We start from the raw sequence: 25094 nt of genomic DNA, 5'->3' as shown, positions 1-25094 counted from the left end.
GATACTAATATTTTTTCTTTATAGTATAGTTGAGACAGAGGTGAATACTTTGGATAAAGAACTAGAAATCGTACATACGATTGAAATAGATATAAAAAAAGTTGCTATCGCAAATGTTTGGCAAACAATCATCTTTTCTATCCTCGGTTTTATTTTATATGTAATTCTTTATGATGGGTTGGAGTTTGCTATATCCTTTTCGGGTATTCTTTTATTTGTTATTAGTTATTTTCTTCTCATCATTTTACATGAATTTTTTCATTTACTCGGCTTTTGGGTATATGGTAAAGTTCCTTGGCGTTCTATGGACTATGGGGTTAATCTCTCTTTAGGAGTCGCTTACGCTACAACCGCCATTCCCATTCCAAACAAGGCAATGAAAAAGGCTCTTTTATTGCCATTTTGGGTTACTGGTGTGATTCCTATGGTGATTGGATATATTGACCAGTCTCTGATTCTTGTGTTGGTAGGAGCTTGGCTAATAGCTGGAGCCGTTGGTGACTTTGCGATGTATAAAGAACTAAAAAAATACCCTAACGATATTCTTATCAAAGACCATCCTACAGAGCCAAAATTATATGTAGTAAAAATAAAAGATGCGGATAAAAAATAAACGAAAAGCACTTACGATTCTAATTGATAAAATCGTAAGTGCTTGCTTATTTTTTTACCTTGTTCTCTAGTTTTGATACTAACATCATTAAATCATTTCGTTACTAGAAAACTGGATGGTGTTTTTCTCTTTTATTACACGTTAAAACGGAATAGCATAATGTCTCCGTCTTTTACCACGTACTCTTTACCTTCTAAACGAACCTTCCCTGCCTCTTTTGCTGCTGACATGGAGCCATACTCAACTAAATCGTCATAAGCAACAGTTTCTGCACGGATAAATCCTTTTTCAAAATCTGTATGAATAATACCAGCACATTGAGGTGCTTTCATTCCCTTGCGGAAAGTCCAAGCTCTTACCTCTTGCACACCTGCTGTAAAATAAGTAGCTAGTCCAAGTAAATAGTACGATGCTTTAATCAATTGGTCTAGACCAGATTCAGCAATCCCTAGCTCTTCCAAGAACATTTTCTTTTCTTCATCCTCTAAAGCAGCCATTTCCTCTTCAATTTTTGCGCAAACGACAATTACCTCTGCACCCTCGTTAGCAGCAAATTCTTTTACGCGTTTTACATATTCGTTATCCTCGGGTTCCATTATGTCATCCTCAGAAACATTGGCAACGTAAAGCATAGGCTTAATGGTTAATAAATGCATGCCCTTTACTGCCTTTAATTCATCTTCCGTAAAGTCTACAGAACGAGCTGGTTGTCCAGCCTCAAATGCCTCTTTTAAACGAAGTAGAATAGGCTCTTCCACCATTGCATCCTTATCCTTTTGCTTCGCCATTTTAGATACTCTCGCTAGACGTTTATCCACGCTTTCTAAGTCTGCTAGGATTAATTCAAGATTAATAACTTCAATATCAGAAATAGGGTCTACCTTACCAGAAACGTGTGTAATGTTTTCATCCTGGAAGCAACGTACTACCTGACAGATTGCATCTACTTCGCGAATATGAGCAAGGAATTTATTTCCTAACCCTTCCCCTTTACTTGCTCCTTCTACAATTCCAGCGATATCAGTAAATTCAAAAGCAGTAGGGACAGTTTTCTTCGGAACAACTAATTCTGTTAATTTATCTAAACGAGCATCTGGTACTTCTACGATCCCTACGTTTGGATCGATTGTAGCAAACGGATAGTTTGCAGCAAGTGCTCCAGCTTTTGTTATTGCATTAAATAATGTAGATTTTCCTACGTTAGGCAACCCTACGATTCCAGCTGTTAACGCCATATAAGTCACAACCCTTTCCTAATTACGTTCTCATTCCAACTAACCTGTTCATTATATTGATTTTACAAATAAAAGTCTATCCTTACTCAGTTGTTGGTTCTGCTTCTACTAAAACTTTTTTCATCTTTTTTTCAAACTCTACACGTGGAATCATCACGCTATGCTGACATCCTTCACACTTTATGCGTATGTCTGCCCCTAAACGGATAATTTTCCAACGATTTGTTCCACAAGGATGCTGCTTTTTCATTTCTACAATATCATTGAGTTGAAATTTCTTTCTTTCCATACAGTCACCTACTCTTCTTTATTCGCTTCGTTTACAACAATAGGGTAAGCACTATCTTTTCCTTTGAATTGTAAGTACTCTCTTAAATCTCTTCTAATTTTTCTTGCCATATCCTGATTTTCGTTTGGCATTGTTTCTACCACTATTCTAAACACCATTTCAGTAGCTGTTAAATCCTCAATCCCTAAAATCTCCGGAGCTTTTACTAGCTCAGGATATTTAAATGGTAAATTTTTCAAGAAGTCTTTTATTACTCTTTCGGCTTCTTGGATATCTGATCCGTAAGCAACTTTAATATCTACTAATACTTTAGAATTGAATACGGAGAAATTTACTACATTTGTGATAGCACCATTTGGGATAATAAACAGTTCACCTGTATAGCTCTTTATCTTGGTTGTGCGCAGTCCAATCTCTTCTACTGTTCCTCTTGCAGTCCCAATTAATACTTCGTCTCCAACTGCAAATTGATCCTCGAATACAATGAAGAATCCTGTGATAACGTCTTTCACTAAGCTTTGGGCACCAAAACCAATTGCTAGACCAACGATTCCAGCCCCAGCTAGTAAACCTGCAACATCAATTTCAAAGGTCGCTAAAATAGTCAGAATTGCAATGAAATAAACTATGTAAGACAAAATATTTTGTAGTAATTTCATTAATGTATTTTGTCTTCTTTCAGAATATCTTAAAGGAGTTTTTATTCTTGTAATAAAAACTTTTTCTATTAGGCGCCTTCCTATTCTAATAACAATGCTTGATATTACTAAAATGAATAGGATTTTTAATATGATTGCTCCTAATCCTATCCATGTTTCTGCATTGAGTAAATAATCTTTTAAATCATTAATCGGTTTTTCCAATACCATGGTAACCCTCCCATTTATTGAATAAATTACTTTATAGGTGCATATACTGTCATTAAAAAGAAAGTGAGTTAGTATATGACCTATCAAGTAAACTCTATTCCTTCTACCTCTTCTATCTATTATAAAGAATCGGGTGCTATTTGGCGATTAAGCTCTATATTTTTAGACTATATTCCTTTTCATCATCCGAACCTTGTTTTCTGCTGTATTGGAACTGACCGTTCTACAGGTGATGCAATGGGTCCGATGACCGGATCCTTCTTGACTCAACTATCTTCTTTTCCATTTGAAATTGTCGGCACTTTAGATACTCCTCTACATGCTCTTAATCTCGAGCAAACTGTAGAAAGGCTATATAACTCAGCCGAAAAGCCATATATTATCGCTATTGATGCTTGTTTAGGTAATGCTAGCAGTATTGGAGATATTATTGTACATCCTGGTCCTTTATATCCTGGTAAAGCTGTAAAAAAAGAACTCCCTCCTATTGGAGAGCTCTCTATTAAAGGAGTCGTCAATATTGGCGGCTATATGGAATATAATGTATTACAAAGTACTCGGTTACATTTAACCTTTGAGATGGGCAAAGTCATTTCAAGAGCATTGTTACTTGCTTATCACAGATATTATTTAAAACATCGTAATAAGCCATACACACACAGCGAGAGCCAGCAAGCTTGGCAGTAAGTTTGCCACTCTAATTTTGGTTAGTCCAATTAAGTTTAAACCAATAGCTATGATCATAATTCCACCAGTAGCTGTCATTTCTTGAATAAACAAATCAAAGGTAGCTGCTGGAACAAGCATCGTTATTTGTATAGCCAACAATGCAATTATTCCCTGATAAATAAACACAGGTACAGCGGATAGGACCACTCCTATCCCTAACGTTGCTGATAAAATCATTGCAGTAAAGCCGTCTATAATTCCTTTACTTATTAGTAAATCATGATCATTCTGTATCCCACTATTTATTGCTCCTAGTATCCCCATTGCTCCTATTACAAAAATTAGGGTGCCGGTGACAAAACCTTGTGCAAGACTACCACTTGGTTTTCCCGAGCTGAATTTCTTTTCTATTAAGTGACCTAGCTGATTGATACGCTTTTCTAAATCAATCCACTCACCTAGTCCACCACCAACAACTAAGCAAATAATAACCATGGTAAAGTTTTCACTTTTAATACCCATTTGTATACCCATGACTATTACAGCTATCCCTATAGCATACATAATAGTTTGCTTCATATTTTCTGATATGCCTTTTAATAATCTACCGATTAAAGAACCTACAATAATTAATATAGCGTTAATGAATGTTCCTAACAGAGCCATCTTTTCTCTTCCTTACTTCAAAAATACAACCTATCTCTCCAATTTCCACGAGAGATAGGTTGTACTAGTTTTCTAACAAACTTAGAATTCTTTCTAAATCATCTTTTGAATAAAATTCTATTTCAATTTTACCCTTTTCTTTTTCTTTTGCTTTATTAATTGTTACTGCCGTGCCAAAAAACTCACGTAGTTCAGATTCTTTTTCTAACGTAAAGATATCCTTTTCCACTTTTTTTGTTTCACGTGGAACATTCTCATTCAAACGTTGAACTAATGCCTCTAGTTGCCGTACATTAAGGTTTTCTTTTATGGTTTTTTGCATAATTAATGGGATGTTTTTCTTCTTTTTTAAGCCTAGCAATGCTTTAGCATGTCCCATAGATATTGTGCCATTCGAAACCGCTTCTTTTACTACGTCTGGTAGAGATAGCAAACGAACATGGTTTGCTATATATGGTCTGCTTTTACCTAATCTAAAAGCAAGCTGTTCTTGAGTAAGATTTAAATTGTCCATCAGGTTTTGATAAGCCTCTGCTTCCTCAATAGGAGATAAATCTTCTCTCTGCAAATTCTCTAAGATAGCTAATTCCATCATTTGTTGATCATTTAACTCTCGAATAACTGCTGGTATTTCTTCTAGTTTTGCCAATTGAGAGGCTCTAAATCTCCTCTCACCCACAACTATTTCATACTTGGAGCCTTTTCTACGAAGTATGATAGGCTGCAATACCCCATGCTCTTTAATCGATTCTGCTAACTCATTTAATGCATCTATCTCAAAAACTTTACGAGGCTGGTATGGATTTGGTTTAATCTCCGTTATGCTGATTTGTTCAACTTTCTCTTCGATTACTGTATCTTCTTCTGGAAAAAATGCACTTAATCCTTTACCTAAACCTTTAGCCATGACGGATCACTTCCTTCGCAAGTTCTAAGTATACTTCTGCACCTCTTGATTTCGGATCATAGATAATGATAGGTTCTCCGTGGCTAGGTGCTTCACTAAGACGGACATTTCTAGGTATAATTGTTTTATACACTTTGTCTTGGAAGTATTTCTTAACCTCTTCAATTACTTGAATACCTAAGTTTGTTCTTGCATCAAACATCGTTAATAAAACACCATCGATTTGAAGGTTTTTGTTCAAATGTTTTTGTACAAGTCTAATGGTACTTAATAACTGGCTAAGCCCTTCCAAAGCATAAAATTCGCATTGGACAGGAATGATAATAGAATCAGCCGCTGTTAAAGAGTTAATGGTTAATAGACCAAGGGAAGGCGGACAATCGATTATGACATAATCATAAAGCTTTTCTACCTCTTGGATAGCCTTTTTCAAGCGGACTTCTCTTGAAATGGTTGATACTAATTCTATTTCGGCACCAGCTAGAGATATAGTTGCCGGAACGATATGTAAATTTTCTACTTTCGTTTCTAAAATTGTATCTTTTATACTTACGTCATCTATCAAAACATCATAAATACATTGATTTACCTCGCCTTTATTCACACCAACGCCACTAGAAGCATTTCCTTGTGGATCTATATCAATTAATAAAACCTTTTTACCTAAGTATGCAAGGCAGGCACTTAAGTTAACGGAAGTCGTAGTTTTACCTACTCCTCCTTTTTGGTTTGCTATTGCAATAATTCTTCCCACTCTTGCACCCTCTTTCTTTTTTCATTTTAGGCTCATCTTCTATTCTATCAAATTTCGCAGAAAAATGAATGCTATTATTGTTAAAATTATGTTTGATTCATTTTACACCGTCTATACAAACAGCTACTACAGAAATTTTGGACAAAAAAAACCACCATCTAATTAGTGGTGGAATAAGTAAAATATATTTATGATTTCTTTTTAGGTATTTTTACTGTTATTTGATAAAAATCGTCTGTATCTTCTTCCTCTGTTTTTATATCAATCCCGCTTTTAGTTACCATAAAAAGTGAATGTTTAATAGTATTTAGAGCAATCCTAACATCCTTACTCACAGCTTTTCGCTTAGGTTTAGATTTAGATTTCTTTTCATCTTTCTCTATCGGATTATTTATAATTGAAACTTTGTCCTCTAATTGTTTTACATTTAATTGTTGTTCTATTGCTTCATTCATTAACTGAATTTGTAATTCTTCTTCCTTTAATTGCATTAAAGCTCTTGCATGTCTTTCCGATAACTGTTTGTTCATAATAGCTTGTTGTATTACTTCTGGCAGCTTTAACAATCGAAGCTTATTCGCAACAGTGGATTGTCCTTTACCTAGCCTTTGGGCAAGCGCCTCTTGCGTCAAATCATGGAGCTTCAATAATTTCTGATAAGCAACAGCCTCTTCAATTGCTGTTAACTCTTCTCTTTGAAGATTTTCTATTAATGCAATCGAAGCTGTTTCCTTATCACTTAAATTACGAACAATTGCAGGTACTTCTTTCCACTGCAGTTTTGTCATTGCTCGGAAACGTCGTTCACCTGCAATAATCTCATACTTATCGTCTTCCATTTTTCTAATAACGATTGGCTGTATTACTCCGTGTGTATGGATCGTTCTTGCAAGCTCTTCTATTTTCGAATCATCAAAAACAGTCCTTGGTTGGTACCTGTTTGGAACAATTTTTTCTATCGGGACTTGTACAACTTCTTCCACATTACTACTAGCTTCTTCAACAATTTCCTCTTGCCCTTGCTTTACTGAATTTCCAAAAAATCGTGAGAAAGGACTTTTCATCATCTAGCACCACCCTTTAATAACTCTTAAAACTACATTTATCCAAAAAGAAACTTATAATGTTTCACGTGGAACGTTCCTCATTAATTAATAGGTGTTTTGTTTGGAATACCTGGTTTTCGAGGATATCTTTTCGGTGTGCCTTTGATCTTAGAAAAGACATACAACGTTCTCTCACTATTTTCGATAGGTAAAAGAAAAGTAAACTCTGCAATTTTTTTAGATCCTAATATATCAATTGCTTTTTGTGCATCCTTTAGTTCATCTAGCGCATTGGCTGCTTTCATTGCAATAAACCTTCCACCAACTTTAACTAACGGTAAACATAACTCTGCTAGAACAGAGAGTCTTGCTACTGCTCTAGCAGTAACAAGATCAAATTGTTCTCTGTAAAATGCATTTTGTCCAAATTCCTCTGCTCTTGCATGGACGAAATGAACCTCATCTAATTGTAGCTCTTTAGCTAAATGAGTTAAAAATTGAATTCGTTTATTTAAAGAATCAACGATTGTCACCTTTAGATTTGGAAAACAGATTTTCAGGGGTATACTTGGAAATCCTGCTCCCGCCCCCACATCACAAACAGAATAGGAACCCGAAAAATCTTCATAAAAGGAAGCGCTGATAGAGTCGTAAAAATGCTTCAAGTAGACAGATTCTTCATCTGTAATAGCTGTTAAATTCATTTTTTGGTTCCACTCTACCAATAGCTCATAATATCTTCTAAATTGGTGCATTTGAGAATCATTTAGCTCAATTCCTTTTTCTAAGAGGGCTAGCTTAAATTGTTCTTCGTTCATGGTGTTCTCCTCTTCTATTAGACTAACCAGAGATCTTTGCTATTTTTCCTTGTTCAATGTAAATGAGTAAAATAGAAATATCTGCTGGATTTACCCCAGATATACGAGATGCTTGGGCAATTGACAATGGACGAACTTGCATCAGCTTTTGTTTCGCTTCCGTAGCAAGACCTGAAATAGCATTGTAATCAATATCTTCTGGAATCTTCTTATCTTCCATTTTTTTCAATTTTTCTACTTGTTGAAGAGATTTTTCAATATACCCTTCGTATTTCACTTGAATTTCTACTTGTTCTTTTTCTTCTACTGTTAGCTCTATGTCTGTTGGTGCTAATTGAGCAATTAAATCATACGTCATTTCTGTGCGTTTTAATAAATCCGCAGCACGTATACCGTCTTTAAGCTCACTACCACCAACACTACGAATAACCTCTTGTGTAGTATCATTCGGCTTAACCATCCAAGCACGTAATCTTTCTAGTTCTTGTTCAATACGCTTCTTCTTAGAAGTAAATTTCTCATAACGTTCTTCAGAAATTAGACCAATATTATAGGCAATCTCTGTTAAACGAAGATCTGCATTATCGTGGCGAAGTAACAGACGATATTCAGCACGAGAAGTTAATAAACGATAAGGCTCATTGGTTCCTTTTGTTACTAGATCGTCAATAAGAACACCAATATAAGCATCTGATCTACTTAAAACTACTTCCTCTTTATTAAATACTCTAAGAGCTGCATTAATTCCTGCCATTAATCCTTGACCAGCTGCTTCTTCATAGCCAGATGTCCCATTAATTTGGCCTGCAGTGTATAGATTTTTAATTTTTTTCGTTTCTAAGGTTGGCCAAAGCTGAGTTGGAACCATTGCATCATATTCTATTGCATAGCCTGCCCTCATCATTTCAGCTTTTTCAAGACCTGGAATGGAAGCTAGTAATTTTCTTTGTACATGTTCCGGAAGACTTGTAGATAATCCTTGCACATAAACTTCTTTCGTATTTCTTCCTTCTGGCTCCAAGAAAATTTGGTGACGAGGCTTATCATTAAATCGTACAATTTTATCCTCAATAGATGGACAATACCTTGGCCCAGTTCCTTTTATCATTCCAGAATACATAGGAGATAAATGGAGGTTCTCTTCTATAATTTGATGAGTCGTTGCACTTGTATAAGTTAACCAACAAGGTAACTGATCCATGATGAACTCCGTTGTCTCAAAGCTGAAAGCTCGTGGAACATCGTCTCCAGGCTGTATTTCTGTTTTAGAGTAATCAACCGTCTTACTATTAACTCGAGGGGGCGTTCCCGTTTTGAATCGGACAAGGTCAAAGCCCAAGTTTCGTATGCTGTCAGCCAATTTAATAGACGGCTGTTGATTGTTTGGACCACTAGAATATTTCAAGTCACCGATAATGATTTCCCCGCGTAGGAAAGTGCCAGTGGTAATTACTACGGTTTTAGCTCTATAGATAGCCCCTACTTGTGTTATTAAACCAACAATCGTGTTATCTTCCACTAGCAACTCTTCTACTACTGCTTGGTGAATCGTTAGATTGTCTTGTTCCTCTAACAATTTCTTCATTTCATGTTGATATAACACTTTATCTGCTTGAGCTCTTAGCGCTCGGACAGCAGGACCTTTTCCTGTGTTAAGCATTCTCATTTGAATATGTGTTTTATCTATTACTTTTCCCATGGCTCCGCCTAGTGCGTCTATTTCTCGCACGACAATTCCCTTTGCAGGTCCTCCGATGGATGGATTGCACGGCATAAATGCAATCATATCTAGATTTATTGTTAGAACAAGGGTTTTGGCACCCATTTTTGCAGCGGCTAGTGCAGCTTCTACTCCTGCGTGTCCTGCTCCAACGACAATCACATCGAACTTGCCTGCTTCAAAGTTTGGCATGTTCGTTTCTTCCTCTCCTTATTATTTTCCTAAACAAAATTGTGAGAACAACTGATCAATCAGGCTTTCTTCCACAGTATCCCCAATAATCTCGCCTAATATCTCCCACGTTCTTGTAACGTCTATCTGTATCATGTCCACTGGGACATTGTTATGTGCAGCTTCAATTGCATCGGTAATTGTTGCCTTTGCTTGGTTTAATAAAGCAATATGACGGGCATTCGATACATACGTAATATCAGAAATTTCAATGGACCCTTCAAAGAACAGAGAAGCAATTGCCTCTTCTAGCTCGTCCACCCCTTCTTCTTTTAATAAAGAGGTTGTGACTAGGCGTTTGTCTCCTGAGAGTTTCTTTACTTCCTCGTGGTCTAATTGAGTTGGTAAGTCCGTTTTATTGATAATAACGATATAATCCATCCCTTTTACAGTTTCAAACAATCTTCTGTCTTCATCTGTAAGTGGCTCTGAATTATTTAACACCAACAACAATAAGTCCGCTTCTTTTAATACTTGTCTTGATTTCTCGACACCGATACGTTCGACAATATCCTCTGTCTCTCTAATACCAGCAGTATCGACAAGCTTTAAAGGAACACCACGCACATTTACATATTCTTCTATAATATCACGTGTAGTTCCTGCTATATCTGTAACAATCGCCTTATTTTCATGTATTAAGCTATTTAATAAGGAAGATTTTCCGACGTTCGGTCTACCAATTATAGCAGTAGAAAGACCCTCTCTAAGGATTTTTCCTTGGGATGAAGTGACCAATAGCTTCTCTATTTCATCCCTCACCCAGTTGCCTTTCTCTATCATCAATGGAAGCGTCATTTCTTCCACATCATCATATTCAGGATAATCAATATTTACTTCTACCTGAGCCAATGTTTCAAGTAACGCTTGTCTCAACGATTGGATTAGCTTTGATAGACGACCTTCCATTTGACCAAGCGCTACGTTCATCGCCTTATCGGTTTTTGCTCGTATTAAATCCATCACAGCTTCCGCTTGAGACAAATCTATACGACCATTTAAAAAAGCACGTTTTGTAAACTCACCCGGTTCAGCAAGTCGTGCTCCATTAATCAATACCAGTTGAAGAACTCGGTTAACAGACACAAGACCTCCATGGCAATTTATTTCGACAACATCTTCTCTTGTAAATGTCTTGGGACCTTTCATCAAGGAAAGCATGACTTCCTCCACTACTTCCCCATTTTTCGGATCTACTAAGTGACCGTAATGGATTGTATGAGATGCTTGGGAAGCTAAACTCTTGCCGTTAGGAGAACGAAATATTTTCTCAGCTATTTCAATCGCCTGTTCACCACTTAGTCTCACAATGGCAATTGCCCCTTCTCCTAGTGGAGTAGAAATAGCAGCTATTGTATCAAATTCCATTGACGTCCACCTCCTATCTTTCCTCAGTTATTCACATGTGGATAACTGAAATGAACATGACTATCTAACATATAACAATAACATAAATTGACCCAAATCAGAAGTCTAGAACCTTTTATTTATGTGAATAAAAAAAGACCGTTACCAACTAATCATTTTTTTACAAGAAAAGCGCAAGCTCCTTGTTCTTCCCCGACAAGTAAATGAGGAAAAAAGAGGAGGCAGCTCCACAGCTTTTTCACATTTTACCTTGAGGGAAAGACGCTGGAGCTAGACACCTCGAAAAACGCAAGTGCCTACTTCCTTCCAAACTCTGGTTTCATAAAATCTTTCTGCGAAGAAAAACGGATTTCAGCATCTGTGCCAAAATCCGTTTTTTCGTTATTTTATTGGTTCTATCACTAAAAACCTGTTTGGATCCTTTCCTACCGAGTAAGTTTCAATATCTACTCGAACAGAAAGTGCATGATGAATAATTTTTCTTTCATAAGAGCTCATTGGCTCTAATTCTACCTTTTTTCCGGTACGGACAGCCTTGTCTGCCATTTTTTCAGCAAGGAGCTCAAGAGACTCTTGTCTTCGCTCACGGTAGTTCCCTACATCTAATTTGATAATAATAAAGGATTGTGAAAACTTATTGGCAACTAATTGGGAAAGATTCTCTAAGGCATTCAGCGTTTGACCTCTTTTTCCAATAAGCAAAGCTGCTTTTTCGCTATTTAAGTGAAGGTATATGAATTTTCCTTCTCTCTTTTCCTCTATTTTTAAGTCTTGGATATCCAATTGCTTGGCGATATCCATTAGATAAGCAATCGTTTCGGCAACTGCCTGGTCATTATTTGGAACAAGCTCTTTCTTTTCCTCTTCTACTAAGGTAACAACGTATTCTTGAGACTCACTTACATGCTCAACAAGGTCTTCTTCAAAATCCTTTTCTAAAGCAACTTCTTTTTCTAAAACAGTAACTTCCACAACTGCAGGCTTGGCCCCAAAACCGAGAAAGCCCTTTTTCCCTTCTTCCACTACGGTAATTGACACATCTTCTTGCATTACTCCAAGTTTTTCAAGTGCAACACTTATAGCTTCTTCCTTTGTAGGCGCAGTCTGTGTAATCTGCTTCATTTTTTTGCCCCTCCCGCTTTAACAGGTATTGTTTTCGGTTTATTCCAAGGTTTATAAATGAATAAGTTTTGAATAATGGAGATAATATTACCAATAACCCAGTACAAGGTTAGGGCTGAAGGTACTACCATACCAAATCCCATTATCATAAACGGCATAATATACATCATAATTTTCATTTGAGGGTTGTCCATTGCAGGTCCTGTTCTTAACACGATCAACTGCATAACCCCAGTTAGAACTGCTAATATTATACTCGGCTCTGCTAGAGTAAATCCAATAAAATCTCCTAAGTTAATCTCAGGCGTATTATTCATTCGGCTTATTGCATGATAGAAACCTATTAATATGGGCATTTGTATAAAAATCGGCAAACAGCCCGCTGCAGGATTAACTCCTCTATCTTTAAATAAGGCCATCATTTCTTGTTGATACTTTTGCTGTGTAACTGCATCCTTAGAAGCATACTTTTGCTGAAGTGCCTTTAATTCAGGTTGAATTTCCTGCATCTTCTTCGAATTTTTAGTCTGCTTAATCATCAGAGGTAAAATTACCAATCGAATTATGATTGTTACCACTACTATACCTAGCCCATATGTGCCAAGTAAGTTTTTAAAATAGGTAATAAATGATACTAGTGGCCAAACGATAAACTCGTTCCAAAAACCTTCCGAGTCCTCGTAAATTGGCTCATTAAATTCAGTACAGCCTGCTAAAAAAGTAGTAATCATGATAAGCATTACTACTAGGAATATTCTCTTTTTCAACCTTCTTCCCCCTAATTTTTATATCTTCCACTATCTTACCATTACGTTGAAAAGACTTCACTAGCTTTTCTTTCTTAAAACCTTCGCTATTTTTAGCACATGTTCTAAGCTCTTCTTGGTTTCATGGAAGTCGAGGTTGGCCGCCGGATTCCTGGCGATGATAATATAATCTTTTTTCGGGAATACATAGTCATTTAATTCTAAAAAGGTTTGCCTGATATATCTCTTAATACGATTCCTAACTACAGCATTTCCTACCTTTTTGCTTACAGATATTCCAATGCGAAAATATTCCTGATCGTTATCTATGCTATATATCACGAACTGTCTGTTGGCAAATGATTTTCCTTTTTTAAAAATATGCTGGAACTCTGTATTCTTCTTTATCCTCTGTTTCTTATTCACCGATCAATTCACCTGCTCCAACTAACATTTTAAAAGTTAAAAGAAAAAAAAGACCACTGAGATGGTCAGTGGACTTATGCTGATAATACTTTTCTTCCTTTTGCACGACGTGCTGCTAATACGCGGCGACCGTTCTTTGTTTTCATACGCGCACGGAAACCGTGATTTTTGCTTCTCTTACGGCTATTTGGTTGGAATGTACGTTTCATCTATATGACACCTCCTGAATGATCATCTATAAAAGTTCCTTAGACAGTCTTGGATATTATATAAAAACTAACCCCTAATTGTCAATGCTTAATTAGTATTCTTTCTATCCATAAGGAATCCCCACTTATCCACAAAGCTATTCATAGAGACTGTTAATAAAATTTTATGCACAAAAAATATCCACATAGCTTATGAACAAGTTTTTCACATAATCATAAGCTGTGGACAACTCTTTTTGTTAATTATATTAATATTGTGGATAACCTTAAAAAAACTTGTAATTGCAACGTATTTTTGATACGATGTTTGTGTTTTACTATTCTTCTTAAAAACTGACTGAAAACTTTATCCACAGTTGTTAGTAATCTGTGGATAATATTTTTCCCCATACCTTTATAAACTTTATCCACAAGTCGTGGATTTGTGTATATAACTTATTTTATACATATATAAGAGGAAAACTTAAGCAAAACAAGGGAATACAAAAATAATTGTTCGTCTCTACGAAAATCTAAGAAAAAGGAGATTAAATAATTGGAACACTTAGAAGAACTTTGGGCAAAAGTTCTCTCCGAAGTAGAAAAGAAAACTTCTAAACCGAGTTTTGAGACTTGGTTAAAATCCACGAAGCTTCTTTCTTATAAAGGAGAAACTGTCACCATTGCAGCACCCAATTCCTTCGCTAGGGATTGGTTGGAGAACCACTATGTTCATTTAATAGCTGGTATTTTAAATGAAATTACCGGTAATGAACTATTAATTTCATTTGTTGTACCAAAGAACCAGGATTTCAATGATTTTGACATCCCTAAACCAAAAGTTCCTGCTACACAAAATGAACAGTCTGAGTTTTCGCCCGGAATGCTTAACTCAAAAAATACTTTCGATACCTTTGTAATAGGCTCTGGGAATAGGTTTGCGCATGCAGCTTCCCTAGCAGTAGCAGAAGCACCAGCAAAAGCATATAATCCTCTTTTCATATATGGAGGTGTTGGATTAGGAAAAACCCACTTAATGCACGCGATTGGACATTATGTTCAAGAACACAATCCGAATGCAAAAGTGGTTTATTTATCTTCTGAGAAGTTTACAAATGAATTTATTAATTCCATTCGAGACAACAAAGCAGTTGATTTTCGTAATAAATATCGAAATGTCGATGTACTACTAATAGATGATATTCAATTCCTAGCTGGAAAAGAATCAACTCAAGAAGAATTTTTCCATACCTTTAATGCCCTCCACGAGGAATCAAAACAAATCGTTATTTCAAGTGACCGTCCTCCTAAAGAAATACCTACTCTAGAGGACCGATTAAGATCGAGATTTGAATGGGGACTAATCACTGATATAGCTCCTCCAGATTTAGAAACAAGAATTGCGATTCTAAGAAAAAAAGCTCGTGCAGATGGTCTTGATATTTCAGATGAGGTAATGGCCTATATTGCCAACCAAATAGATTCCAATATCCGAGAGCTTGAAGGCGCGTTAATTCGCGTAGTAGCTTACTCCTCATTAGTGAATAAAGACATTAATATAGAATTGGCAGCGGAAGCATTAAAGGATATACTGCCAAATGCAAGACCTCGTATTATTACTATATTGGATATTCAAAAGGTTGTTGGAGAGCATTTTCATATTAAATTAGAGGATTTCACTGCAAAGAAGAGAACAAAATCCATTGCATTTCCACGACAAATTGCTATGTATCTCTCCAGAGAACTTACTGACTTCTCCTTACCTAAAATAGGTGAGGAATTCGGTGGTCGAGATCATACAACAGTGATCCATGCTCATGAAAAAATCTCTAAAATGCTAAAGGACGACTTAAATTTACAAAATGATTTAAAGCAAATAAAATCTATCCTCGGAAGATAATAACTATGTGGATAACTTTTCATTTTTTCATTCTACTTAAGAACAGGTTATTCACATGTGGATATCGAGGCTGTATAAGAGAATTATACGGTTATCAACATATCCACAAGCCCTATTACTATATCTATTAATCTTTTAAATAAATAATTATATAAGAGAGGTACTAAAATGAAATTTGAAGTAATGAGAGATAGTTTGTTAGAAGGCTTAAATGATGTAATGAAAGCTGTAAGTTCAAAAACAACTATTCCAATCTTGACAGGACTCAAATTAGAAGTAACTGAAAAAGGGTTATATATTACAGGAAGTGATTCAGATATCACCATTCAAACCTTTCTTCCAGTAGAAAAAGATGGCGAGCAAATAATACAAGTAATAGAACCAGGAACTATCGTTTTACAAGCAAGAATGTTTAATGAAATCATTCGTAAGCTACCTACAAATGATGTAGTAATCGAAGTAACAAATTATTTTCAAACGAATATTCGTTCAGGAAAAACAGAATTTAACTTGATTGGATTAGATGCATCTGAATATCCTTTACTTCCACAACTTGAAGAAGAGCATCAATTTTTCATGCCATCTGATTTATTAAAATCGATTATTCGAGAAACAGTTTTCGCCGTTTCTACATCTGAAAGTCGACCAGTGCTAACTGGAGTTAACTGGGTAGTAAAAGGCGGAGAGCTAAACTGTGTTGCTACAGACAGTCACCGTCTAGCTAAAAGAAAAACAGCATTAAAGGATCTACCTGAAGAAGAATATAGTATTGTCATTCCTGGTAAAAGCCTGAATGAATTAAACAAAATATTAGAAGAAACCTCCTCTGAGGTTGCAATTGTCATGACTCAGCAGCAGATTCTTTTTAAAGCAGAAAATGTATTATTCTATTCTCGATTATTAGAAGGGAATTACCCAGACACTTCTCGTTTAATTCCTAGTGAATATAAGACAACTATTGTTGTAAACGGAAAATCACTACTCCAAGCTATTGACCGTGCTTCTCTATTAGCTAGGGAAGAAAGAAACAATGTTGTTCGCTTCTCTACAGTTGAACAAGGATATGTGGAGGTTTCCTCTAATTCTCCGGAAATCGGAAAGGTAGAAGAACAAATTCTAGCGGAAACTATCGATGGGGAGGAATTAAAAATCTCCTTCAGTGCTAAATATATGATGGATGCTTTAAAAGCAATAGATGGACAAGATGTAAAAATCTTATTCACAGGAGCTATGAGACCATTTGTTTTAAAATCGGTACATGATGATTCCATCTTACAGTTAATATTGCCGGTAAGAACTTATTAATTATGGAGGAATAATAAATCCTGTTCATAAGTGAAAATATCAGTAAGGACTTTTTCTTTTTCCACGTAATAATCGATTCTTCTATAAGAAATTTTCATCAGAGATAGTCACTTATGTGGCTATCTTTTTTACATATTTGCTAATTTGGAGTAAAATGAAGGGATAAAGAAAATGAGAAGAGGTTGAATAATAGTTGGAAGAGATACAATTTGATTCGCCGTATATTACACTCGGACAGTTATTAAAAATGACAGATGCTATTGATTCTGGAGGAGCCGCTAAATGGTTTCTAAGTGAAAATATCGTTTATATAAACGGAGAAGCAGATCAAAGAAGAGGTCGTAAGCTTTATAATAAAGATGTTGTGAATATCCCAGGGGTAGGAAGATTTCTAATGGTTGGACCTGAGAACGGGGCATAGTATGTATATTGAACGCATAGAACTAAAAAACTTCCGTAATTATGATTCAATTGAGCTAGACTTTTCCTCCAAGATTAATGTGTTGATTGGTGAAAATGCTCAAGGGAAAACAAATCTAATGGAATCCTTGTATGTTTTATCCATGGCAAAATCACATAGAACTTCCAACGATAAAGAATTGATACGTTGGGAAGCAGACTATGGTAGAATAAAAGGTGATGTTCAAAAAAAGTATGGACGTTTACCATTAGAGCTAACACTTTCAAAAAAAGGTAAAAAAGCAAAAGTAAATCATATAGAGCAAACAAAATTGAGCAATTATATTGGTCAATTAAATGTCGTGATGTTTGCACCTGAAGATTTGAATTTGGTAAAAGGCAGTCCCCAAGTCAGAAGAAGATTTCTTGACATGGAGATTGGACAAATTTCTCCGGTATATCTTCATGATTTATTACAATTTCAAAAGGTGCTTAAACAACGAAATCATATATTAAAACAACATCAAGGGAAGTCCAAACTAGATGATGTGATGTTTGACGTTTATACAGAGCAATACGTAGAAGCAGCAGTAAAAGTAGTACAAAAAAGATTCCAATTCATGGATTACCTACAAAAGTGGGCCGAGCCAATTCACTTAGGTATTTCTAGAGGATTAGAAAAGCTAACAGTTGCATATGACTCTACTATAGGTATTGAAGCGGATTGGTCTGAAAATAGTATGAAGACTCATATTGAAAATAAATTAAAAGAGAATCAAAAAAGAGAATTAGATCGAGGGGTTACCTTGTATGGTCCCCACCGAGATGACTTAAAGTTTTTCGTAAACGACTATGATGTTCAAGTATATGGATCACAGGGGCAGCAACGAACAACTGCATTGTCTTTAAAGCTAGCTGAAATCGAGTTGATAAAACAGGAGGTAGGAGAGGCTCCTGTTTTATTGCTGGATGATGTATTATCGGAACTTGATGATTATCGACAGTCTCATTTATTAAATACGATTCATGGAGACGTCCAAACTTTTGTAACTACCACTAGTGTGGATGGAATAGCGCATGAAACGATACAACAAGCAAGAATGTTTCATGTGGAACAGGGAACGATTGATAAATAAAAGATTCACAATGATAGAAGTGAAAGAGTAGGTGAGCAAGTTGACTATGGAGGAAAAAGAATTACAACCATCTTATGATGCAGACCAGATACAAGTGTTGGAAGGACTAGAAGCTGTTCGTAAGCGTCCTGGGATGTATATTGGGACAACAAGCGGAAAAGGTCTTCATCACTTAGTTTGGGAAATAGTAGATAACAGTATTGATGAAGCACTTGCAGGTTACTGCGATCATATTATCGTGACAATTGAAAAAGATAACTGGATTCGCGTAGAAGACAATGGACGCGGAATCCCAGTAAATATTCAAGAGAAAATGGGTAAACCTGCGGTAGAGGTAATTATGACTGTGCTCCATGCAGGCGGTAAATTTGGTGGCGGAGGCTACAAGGTATCAGGCGGTCTTCATGGCGTAGGTGCATCTGTTGTTAACGCTCTATCCGAATATACAGAAGTATACGTTAAGCGTGAAGGAAAAATGCATAGCATCAAATTTAAACGTGGAGCAGTTATTTCTCCATTAGAAGTTATTGGAGATGCCGAAGATACTGGTACTACTACAAGATTCAAAGCAGATGCTGAAATATTTACAGAAACCACCGTATATGAATACGATATTCTTGCTCATCGTGTACGTGAACTAGCTTATTTAAATCGTGGGCTTTCTATTACGATTACTGATGAGCGCGAAGGTCAAGAGCAATCGAAGACATATCTATATGAGGGCGGTATTAAATCTTATGTAGAGGATTTAAATAAATCTAAGGAGCCTCTTACAGAGGAAGCTATCTTCGTAGAAGGTGAAAAGGATGGAATATCTGTAGAAATAGCTATGCAATATAACGGAGGCTATTCTTCTAATATCCTGTCTTTCGCTAACAACATTAATACCTATGAGGGTGGATCGCATGAGTCCGGCTTTAAAACGGCCCTTACTCGTGTAATAAACGATTATGCTAGAAAAAATGGCCTTCTTAAAGAATCAGAGGCAAATTTATCTGGAGATGACGTGAGAGAAGGACTTACAGCGATTATTTCTGTTAAGCATCCAGATCCACAGTTCGAAGGACAAACAAAAACTAAACTGGGGAACTCAGAGGTTAGTGCTATTACCAATAGCTTGTTTTCTGAAGGCTTTGAGCGCTTTTTATTAGAAAACCCGCAAATTGCTAGAAAAGTTGTGGACAAAGGTTTAATGGCGGCCAGAGCACGCTTAGCTGCAAAAAAGGCGAGAGAATTTACTCGTAGAAAGTCAGCTTTAGAAGTTTCTAGCTTACCAGGTAAACTAGCGGATTGTTCATCACGAAACCCTTCTGAAAGTGAACTCTATATAGTAGAGGGTGACTCTGCCGGTGGTTCAGCGAAATCTGGTCGTGATAGACATTTCCAAGCAATTCTTCCGCTTCGAGGAAAGATCCTAAATGTTGAGAAAGCTCGTTTAGATCGAATTCTTGGAAACGCTGAAATCCGCGCGATGATTACGGCACTTGGTACTGGAATAGGAGAAGAGTTCACACTAGATAAAGCAAGATACCATAAAATCATCATCATGACAGACGCGGACGTGGATGGTGCTCATATTCGGACGTTATTACTTACATTCTTCTTCCGATTTATGAGACCATTAATCGAAGCGGGCTATGTGTATGCTGCGCAACCACCTCTTTATCAGGTGAAGCAAGGGAAACATGTAGAGTATTGCTACAATGATGAACAGCTGAAAGAAATTCTTGAGCGTCTACCGAAAACTTCTAAACCAAATATCCAGCGTTATAAAGGACTTGGAGAAATGGATGCCGACCAACTTTGGGAAACAACAATGGATCCAGATGCTCGCACTCTATTACAAGTTAATCTTGATAATGCCATGGAGGCTGACAAAGTCTTTGAGCAGCTGATGGGTGAAGAAGTAGAGCCAAGAAGACAATTTATCGAAGAAAATGCAGTATACGTGAAAAATCTTGATATATAAGAATGTGTGTGATTGGAGGTCTTTAGGATGTCAGAAATACCGAATAAAGGTGTAAGAGGAATAAATATTAGTCATGAGATGAAAACCTCCTTTCTTGATTATGCGATGAGTGTTATTGTTTCTCGTGCTTTGCCAGACGTTCGTGATGGGCTAAAGCCTGTGCATCGTCGAATCCTGTATGGAATGCAAGAGTTAGGAAATACACCGGACAAGCCTCACAAAAAGTCAGCCCGTATTGTAGGAGATGTTATGGGGAAATATCATCCACATGGTGACTCCTCTATTTACGAGGCAATGGTGCGTATGGCACAAGATTTTAGTTATCGCTATATGCTCGTAGACGGTCATGGGAACTTTGGTTCCGTAGATGGTGACGGAGCAGCTGCGATGCGATATACGGAATCCAGAATGTCTAAAATAGCATTAGAGCTATTAAGAGATATCAATAAAAATACAATCGATTATAAGGATAACTACGATGGCCAAGAGAAAGAGCCTGTTGTATTACCAAGTAGATATCCAAATCTTTTAGTAAATGGTGCTTCCGGTATTGCGGTTGGGATGGCTACCAATATTCCTTCTCATAATCTAGGAGAAGTAATCGATGGAGTACTGGCGCTATCAGAGAATCCAGCTATCACAGTGGATGAGTTAATGAACATTATCCCAGGTCCTGATTTCCCAACAGGGGGAATTATCATGGGGCGCAGCGGTATTCGTCGTGCTTATGAAACTGGAAGAGGTTCATTATTAGTACGCGCCAAAGTGGAAATTGAGCAAAAATCTAGTGGAAAAGAAGTCATTATTGTAAAAGAACTTCCTTATCAAGTAAACAAGGCTCGCTTAATTGAAAAAATAGCAGAGTTAGTACGTGATAAAAAGATTGATGGCATCACACATTTAGCAGATGAATCTGATCGAAATGGTATGCGAATTGTCATCGAGGTTCGCAAGGATGCAAACTCTCATGTTTTACTTAATAACCTGTATAAGCAAACAGCTTTACAATCTAGCTTTGGTGTAAATATGCTAGCACTAGTGGACAATCAACCAAAGGTACTGAATTTGAAAGAGATGCTTTATCATTATTTAGAGCATCAAAAGGTAGTTATTCGTCGTAGAACACAATTTGAGTTGAATAAGGCAGAGGATCGCGCTCATATTTTAGAGGGTTTACGTATTGCTCTTGATCATATTGATGAAATAATTGCCCTTATTCGAGGATCTCAAACAGGGGAAGAAGCGAAAAATGGTTTAATGGAGCGCTTCAACTTATCTGAGAGACAGGCCCAAGCAATTTTAGATATGCGTCTACAACGTTTGACAGGGTTAGAACGAGATAAAATTGAAGAAGAGTATAACTCTCTTCTTAAGTTGATTGACGAGCTTAAGTTCATCTTAGCGAATGAATATCGAGTAATAGAAATCATTCAAGATGAAATAAAAGAAATCAAAGAACGTTATGCCGATGCAAGAAGAACAGAAATAGTTGCAGGTGGTGCAGAAATACTAGAGGACGAAGATTTAATTCCTATGGAAAATTCCGTGCTTACTTTAACTAATAAAGGGTATATAAAACGTTTGCCTGCAAATACGTATAAGAGTCAGAAGCGTGGTGGACGTGGTGTACAAGGAATGGGCACTAACGAGGATGACTTCGTTGAGCATTTATTGTATACATCTACTCACGATACAATCTTATTCTTTACAAATAAAGGGAAAGTTTATCGTGCAAGAGGGTTTGAAGTACCTGAATTCGGACGAACTGCAAAAGGACTTCCGCTTATCAACCTATTAGAAATTGATAAAGATGAGCAGGTAACTGCTATGATTCCAATGTCATCGTTTGAAGAGGATAATTACTTCATCTTTACGACAAAACAAGGGGTAACCAAGCGTACACCAGTTTCAAGTTTTGCCCACATCCGTTCTAATGGCTTAATAGCGATCTCTTTACGTGAAGAGGATGAGTTAATCGCTGTTCGCTTAACAGATGGCAATAAAGAAATTATTATTGGAACTCGTGAAGGTAAATTGCTTAGATTTAATGAAGACGATATCCGTTCAATGGGAAGAACTGCTGGTGGAGTAAGAGGTATCCGATTAAAAGATGATGACTATGTTGTAGGTATGGAAATCATTGAGCCAGGACAAGAGATACTAGTTGTTACTGAAAAGGGTTATGGAAAACGAACACCTGAATCAGAATACCGTGTGCAAAGCCGTGGCGGTATGGGAGTGAAAACTTGTCAAATTACCGATAAGAACGGTCCTTTATCTGCTGTAAAGGCAGTTTCTGGCGATGAAGATCTGATGTTAATCACTATCAATGGTATGTTAATACGTATGGATGTAAATGATATTTCTGTAACTGGTAGAAGTACTCAAGGAGTTCGACTGATGAGATTAGGGAACGAAGAGTTAATCTCAACCGTAGCAAAAGTAGAAAAAGAAGAAGCAGAAGAAACAGATGGAGATGCTGAATCTACAGAGGAAGGCATCGATGAAGAAGTAACTTCTGAAGAATAAAAGAAAGGGGGTGTCCCATAAGTAGATAACTTATGAGGCGCCCTTCCTTTTTTTATGGATATCTGCTATGTAGTTTTGCTCCTGCCGTAGCATCAAAATTCCACCATTCTCGTCGGAAAGGGACCATCTAAAAATGACTTTTTAGATGGTCCCTTTTATACATATACTAAAAACGGAAATTTTAGTATAATAAGATAAAATATTTCATAAGTGGGGAAAATATGGAGCATTTACTAGAAAACTTAGAAGAGGTTAGATTAGGAAGTATTTTGGCTGAGGATATCTTAGTCAATACTAAGTCACCAATACTTCGCAAAAACACAAAGATAAAAAGAGAACATATCGAAGTTTTAAATGCGTTTAATGTATTAAAAGTACCTATCCTAGTAGAAAATATTTTTAATCGAACGGAGGAAGAGCTTGCAGATCTAAAAAGAGAGAAAAGCTATTCTTCCAATAGCAGATCATCGCAGCCCTCTTTGAATTTTAACCAGCTCTATAACAAAGCGGTAAATAACTTTTTCCTAGAATTTACGGCATGGGAAACTGGGATGAAGGTAGATGTGGCAAAGCTTAGACAAATAGTAATGCCCCTGATAGAAAAAGTAATGGAAGAAAAACAGATATATGCACTACTTAATAGTTATTCTTCTATGGACAAATATGTAGCACACCATTCTATAGCGGTAGGTATCCTAGCAGGAGCAATCGCAAAAAAATTAGGTTACCCGGCAGGGCAAATCAATCAGCTTGCCACTGCAGGACTGTTAGCTGATGTTGGAATGGCGAGGATAGATAGTAAGATTAGAGAAAAGAAAACTCCTTTAACGGAGCAGGAATTCTCCGAAATAAAGAAGCATACAATTTTTAGCTTTCAGTTAATTAAGGACAGTCCGCTTTTAAAGCCAGAGATGAAACTAGCTATTTTTCAACACCATGAAAGACTGGACGGAAGCGGTTATCCCAAGGGAGAAAAATCAGAGGGAATATCTATTTACTCTCAAATTATAGCTATTGCAGATGTCTATCATGCAATGACATCTGAGCGACTATACCGTGCTAAAACTTCTTCTTTTAAGGTGCTAGAGATGATTAAAGAAGAAGAGTTCGGGAAATATAATTTCGAAGTGGTGAATGCTTTAATATCATTAGTATGTGATTTGCCTATTTCTACAGGAGTTAGATTATCTAATGGAGAAGTCGGTGAGATTGTATTTTTCCATCGAGATTCTCCAATGAGGCCAATGGTACGTATGAAGGAATCTGGAGAAATTTTAGATTTAGCTGCTAACCGAGGACTACACATTGAGAGTATACTGGATTAATATCTTTACGATGTCTTATTATATTGGAATCAAGTAATGATGGATCTTAAATGTAAATGCATACTTTCAAAGTATAGTGGAAGTTTATTAGAGTAATCAATTAGGTCCCCCTCTAATCAAAGAGGGGGGGTTTCATATATAACTTTTAATTATTGTATTTTGCTGTCTTATCATTCAGTTGAGAATTGTTCTGTAATAATTAACATGTTCGATTCATCAAATTCCCAATCCTCTCCGTAAGCAACCTCCCAATAATAGACGTCAAGGTCTGTGAAGTATCCTCCATAACCTCCCCAATCATTCTTTTTAGGCTCTTTTTGAATTGTTGCACCTGACAAACGAGCTCTGTTTAAAATATCATCTACTTCTTCCATTGATTTTGCATTATAAGCTAATGTTATCCCTGCAAAGCCATTTAGCGTAGCAGGTGGATTTTCTTTGTTTATATCTCTAGCTAGCTCCTCTTTAGGATACAAAGCAATCCTCGTTCCTTTATTTTTAAAGAAAATAATGTATGGGTTAGACTCTGTTCCTCTAATCGAAGTATCGAATCCAAGGTTTTTAAAAAACATGTGAGATTTTACAATATCATTTGTTGTGTTATTAAGTTTAATCTATTTATCTTTTCTCTCTGAATAGCTTTCTCGTTAGAAAAATAAACTCGACATAGACATCTTTAAGATTTAAAAAGAAGTTTACTATTTTATTTGATTTAGGTGTTGACTTATATAAAAATCCTTGATAATATATAGAAGTCGCCGAGAGGTAATAACGACTTGGCAACACGATGAACATTGAAAACTGAACATGCAAAACGTCAAGATATACAGCGATTGAAACATATCGCAAAACAAACATGACATC

At 36.4% G+C, this 25094-nt stretch carries 24 protein-coding genes and 1 pseudogene; 9 read left to right on the top strand and 16 right to left on the bottom strand.

The features are described 5' to 3' along the window. Nucleotides 1-40 precede the first annotated feature (40 nt). The gene (locus AC1VU3_RS07175; protein ID WP_480389249.1) at nucleotides 41-613 is read left to right on the top strand and encodes a DUF3267 domain-containing protein; all 573 of its coding nucleotides are present in this window, start codon (nucleotides 41-43) and stop codon (nucleotides 611-613) included. A gap of 134 nt (nucleotides 614-747) precedes the next feature. Here AC1VU3_RS07175 and ychF read toward each other — a convergent pair whose 3' ends face one another. From ychF to AC1VU3_RS07160, 3 genes are all read right to left on the bottom strand, one after another. Next, complete coding sequence (ychF, locus tag AC1VU3_RS07170) at nucleotides 748-1848, bottom strand: redox-regulated ATPase YchF (RefSeq protein ID WP_480389250.1); 1101 nt, start codon at nucleotides 1846-1848, stop codon at nucleotides 748-750. Nucleotides 1849-1930: 82 nt separating this feature from the next. Next, entirely contained in the window at nucleotides 1931-2137 is a 207-nt protein-coding gene (locus AC1VU3_RS07165) for a DUF951 domain-containing protein (RefSeq protein ID WP_480389251.1), read from the bottom strand. Between the two features lie 8 nt (nucleotides 2138-2145). Then, on the bottom strand, nucleotides 2146-3006 hold the full coding sequence (locus AC1VU3_RS07160; RefSeq protein ID WP_480389252.1) for a mechanosensitive ion channel family protein: 861 nt from the start codon (nucleotides 3004-3006) through the stop codon (nucleotides 2146-2148). A gap of 75 nt (nucleotides 3007-3081) precedes the next feature. On the opposite strand from AC1VU3_RS07160, the gene yyaC reads away from it, so the two are divergent. After that, nucleotides 3082-3693 carry a spore protease YyaC gene (yyaC, locus tag AC1VU3_RS07155; RefSeq protein WP_482983187.1) on the top strand — a complete coding sequence of 204 codons (612 nt, stop codon included), beginning with the start codon at nucleotides 3082-3084 and terminating at the stop codon, nucleotides 3691-3693. Here yyaC and AC1VU3_RS07150 read toward each other — a convergent pair. From AC1VU3_RS07150 to rpmH, 11 genes are all read right to left on the bottom strand, one after another. Then, nucleotides 3637-4341 carry a DUF554 domain-containing protein gene (locus AC1VU3_RS07150; RefSeq protein WP_482983186.1) on the bottom strand — a complete coding sequence of 235 codons (705 nt, stop codon included), beginning with the start codon at nucleotides 4339-4341 and terminating at the stop codon, nucleotides 3637-3639. The genes yyaC and AC1VU3_RS07150 overlap by 57 nt on opposite strands. A gap of 64 nt (nucleotides 4342-4405) precedes the next feature. Beyond that, nucleotides 4406-5248 carry a ParB/RepB/Spo0J family partition protein gene (locus tag AC1VU3_RS07145; protein WP_480389255.1) on the bottom strand — a complete coding sequence of 281 codons (843 nt, stop codon included), beginning with the start codon at nucleotides 5246-5248 and terminating at the stop codon, nucleotides 4406-4408. Continuing rightward, nucleotides 5241-6002, bottom strand: coding sequence for a ParA family protein (locus AC1VU3_RS07140; RefSeq protein WP_480389256.1), 762 nt, complete (start codon nucleotides 6000-6002; stop codon nucleotides 5241-5243). The genes AC1VU3_RS07145 and AC1VU3_RS07140 overlap by 8 nt, the downstream gene beginning before the upstream one ends. A 188-nt stretch (nucleotides 6003-6190) precedes the next feature. Then, nucleotides 6191-7066 (bottom strand): nucleoid occlusion protein, encoded by an 876-nt coding sequence (gene noc, locus AC1VU3_RS07135; RefSeq protein WP_480389278.1) that lies wholly within the window; start codon nucleotides 7064-7066, stop codon nucleotides 6191-6193. Between the two features lie 83 nt (nucleotides 7067-7149). Continuing rightward, a complete protein-coding gene (gene rsmG, locus AC1VU3_RS07130; protein WP_482983185.1) occupies nucleotides 7150-7866 on the bottom strand; it encodes a 16S rRNA (guanine(527)-N(7))-methyltransferase RsmG in 717 nt (238 codons plus the stop codon). Nucleotides 7867-7888: 22 nt separating this feature from the next. Further along, nucleotides 7889-9778, bottom strand: coding sequence for a tRNA uridine-5-carboxymethylaminomethyl(34) synthesis enzyme MnmG (gene mnmG, locus AC1VU3_RS07125; protein ID WP_480389258.1), 1890 nt, complete (start codon nucleotides 9776-9778; stop codon nucleotides 7889-7891). 21 nt (nucleotides 9779-9799) lie between these two features. Continuing rightward, nucleotides 9800-11185: a tRNA uridine-5-carboxymethylaminomethyl(34) synthesis GTPase MnmE gene (gene mnmE, locus AC1VU3_RS07120; protein ID WP_480389259.1), complete on the bottom strand. Its 1386-nt coding sequence runs from the start codon at nucleotides 11183-11185 to the stop codon at nucleotides 9800-9802. Nucleotides 11186-11566: 381 nt separating this feature from the next. Then, complete coding sequence (gene jag, locus AC1VU3_RS07115) at nucleotides 11567-12307, bottom strand: RNA-binding cell elongation regulator Jag/EloR (protein ID WP_480389260.1); 741 nt, start codon at nucleotides 12305-12307, stop codon at nucleotides 11567-11569. Further along, nucleotides 12304-13074, bottom strand: a complete 771-nt coding sequence (gene yidC / locus AC1VU3_RS07110; RefSeq protein ID WP_480389261.1) for a membrane protein insertase YidC — start codon at nucleotides 13072-13074, stop codon at nucleotides 12304-12306. The genes jag and yidC overlap by 4 nt, the downstream gene beginning before the upstream one ends. 60 nt (nucleotides 13075-13134) lie before the next feature. Then, complete coding sequence (gene rnpA, locus AC1VU3_RS07105) at nucleotides 13135-13479, bottom strand: ribonuclease P protein component (protein ID WP_480389262.1); 345 nt, start codon at nucleotides 13477-13479, stop codon at nucleotides 13135-13137. A 74-nt stretch (nucleotides 13480-13553) separates the two neighbouring features. Continuing rightward, a complete protein-coding gene (rpmH, locus tag AC1VU3_RS07100) occupies nucleotides 13554-13688 on the bottom strand; it encodes a 50S ribosomal protein L34 (RefSeq protein WP_480389263.1) in 135 nt (44 codons plus the stop codon). Between the two features lie 535 nt (nucleotides 13689-14223). Between rpmH and dnaA the strand changes: the two genes are divergently transcribed. From dnaA to AC1VU3_RS07065, 7 genes are all read left to right on the top strand, one after another. After that, nucleotides 14224-15567 carry a chromosomal replication initiator protein DnaA gene (dnaA, locus tag AC1VU3_RS07095; protein ID WP_480389264.1) on the top strand — a complete coding sequence of 448 codons (1344 nt, stop codon included), beginning with the start codon at nucleotides 14224-14226 and terminating at the stop codon, nucleotides 15565-15567. Between the two features lie 168 nt (nucleotides 15568-15735). Next, a complete protein-coding gene (dnaN, locus tag AC1VU3_RS07090) occupies nucleotides 15736-16872 on the top strand; it encodes a DNA polymerase III subunit beta (protein WP_480389265.1) in 1137 nt (378 codons plus the stop codon). Nucleotides 16873-17065: 193 nt separating this feature from the next. Then, entirely contained in the window at nucleotides 17066-17293 is a 228-nt protein-coding gene (gene yaaA, locus AC1VU3_RS07085; protein ID WP_480389266.1) for a S4 domain-containing protein YaaA, read from the top strand. 1 nt (nucleotide 17294) lies between these two features. After that, nucleotides 17295-18407 (top strand): DNA replication/repair protein RecF, encoded by a 1113-nt coding sequence (gene recF, locus AC1VU3_RS07080; RefSeq protein ID WP_480389267.1) that lies wholly within the window; start codon nucleotides 17295-17297, stop codon nucleotides 18405-18407. 46 nt (nucleotides 18408-18453) lie between these two features. Continuing rightward, on the top strand, nucleotides 18454-20376 hold the full coding sequence (gene gyrB / locus AC1VU3_RS07075) for a DNA topoisomerase (ATP-hydrolyzing) subunit B (protein ID WP_480389279.1): 1923 nt from the start codon (nucleotides 18454-18456) through the stop codon (nucleotides 20374-20376). 27 nt (nucleotides 20377-20403) lie between these two features. Continuing rightward, nucleotides 20404-22905: a DNA gyrase subunit A gene (gyrA, locus tag AC1VU3_RS07070; RefSeq protein ID WP_480389268.1), complete on the top strand. Its 2502-nt coding sequence runs from the start codon at nucleotides 20404-20406 to the stop codon at nucleotides 22903-22905. Nucleotides 22906-23126: 221 nt separating this feature from the next. Beyond that, nucleotides 23127-24230, top strand: coding sequence for an HD-GYP domain-containing protein (locus AC1VU3_RS07065; RefSeq protein WP_482983184.1), 1104 nt, complete (start codon nucleotides 23127-23129; stop codon nucleotides 24228-24230). A gap of 170 nt (nucleotides 24231-24400) precedes the next feature. Here the strand turns inward: AC1VU3_RS07065 and AC1VU3_RS07060 are convergent. Together AC1VU3_RS07060 and AC1VU3_RS07055 are read right to left on the bottom strand one after the other, a co-directional pair. Continuing rightward, nucleotides 24401-24852, bottom strand: a pseudogene (locus tag AC1VU3_RS07060) (VOC family protein). Next, on the bottom strand, nucleotides 24849-25094 hold a 246-nt coding region (locus AC1VU3_RS07055), incomplete at its 5' end, for a hypothetical protein (protein WP_480389270.1). The pseudogene AC1VU3_RS07060 and the gene AC1VU3_RS07055, both read right to left, overlap by 4 nt.

Source organism: Psychrobacillus sp. Z16_25, from assembly GCF_056856695.1.
The sequence above is the reverse complement of the archived record's forward strand: the minus strand, read 5'-3'. Positions and strand labels throughout refer to the sequence as shown.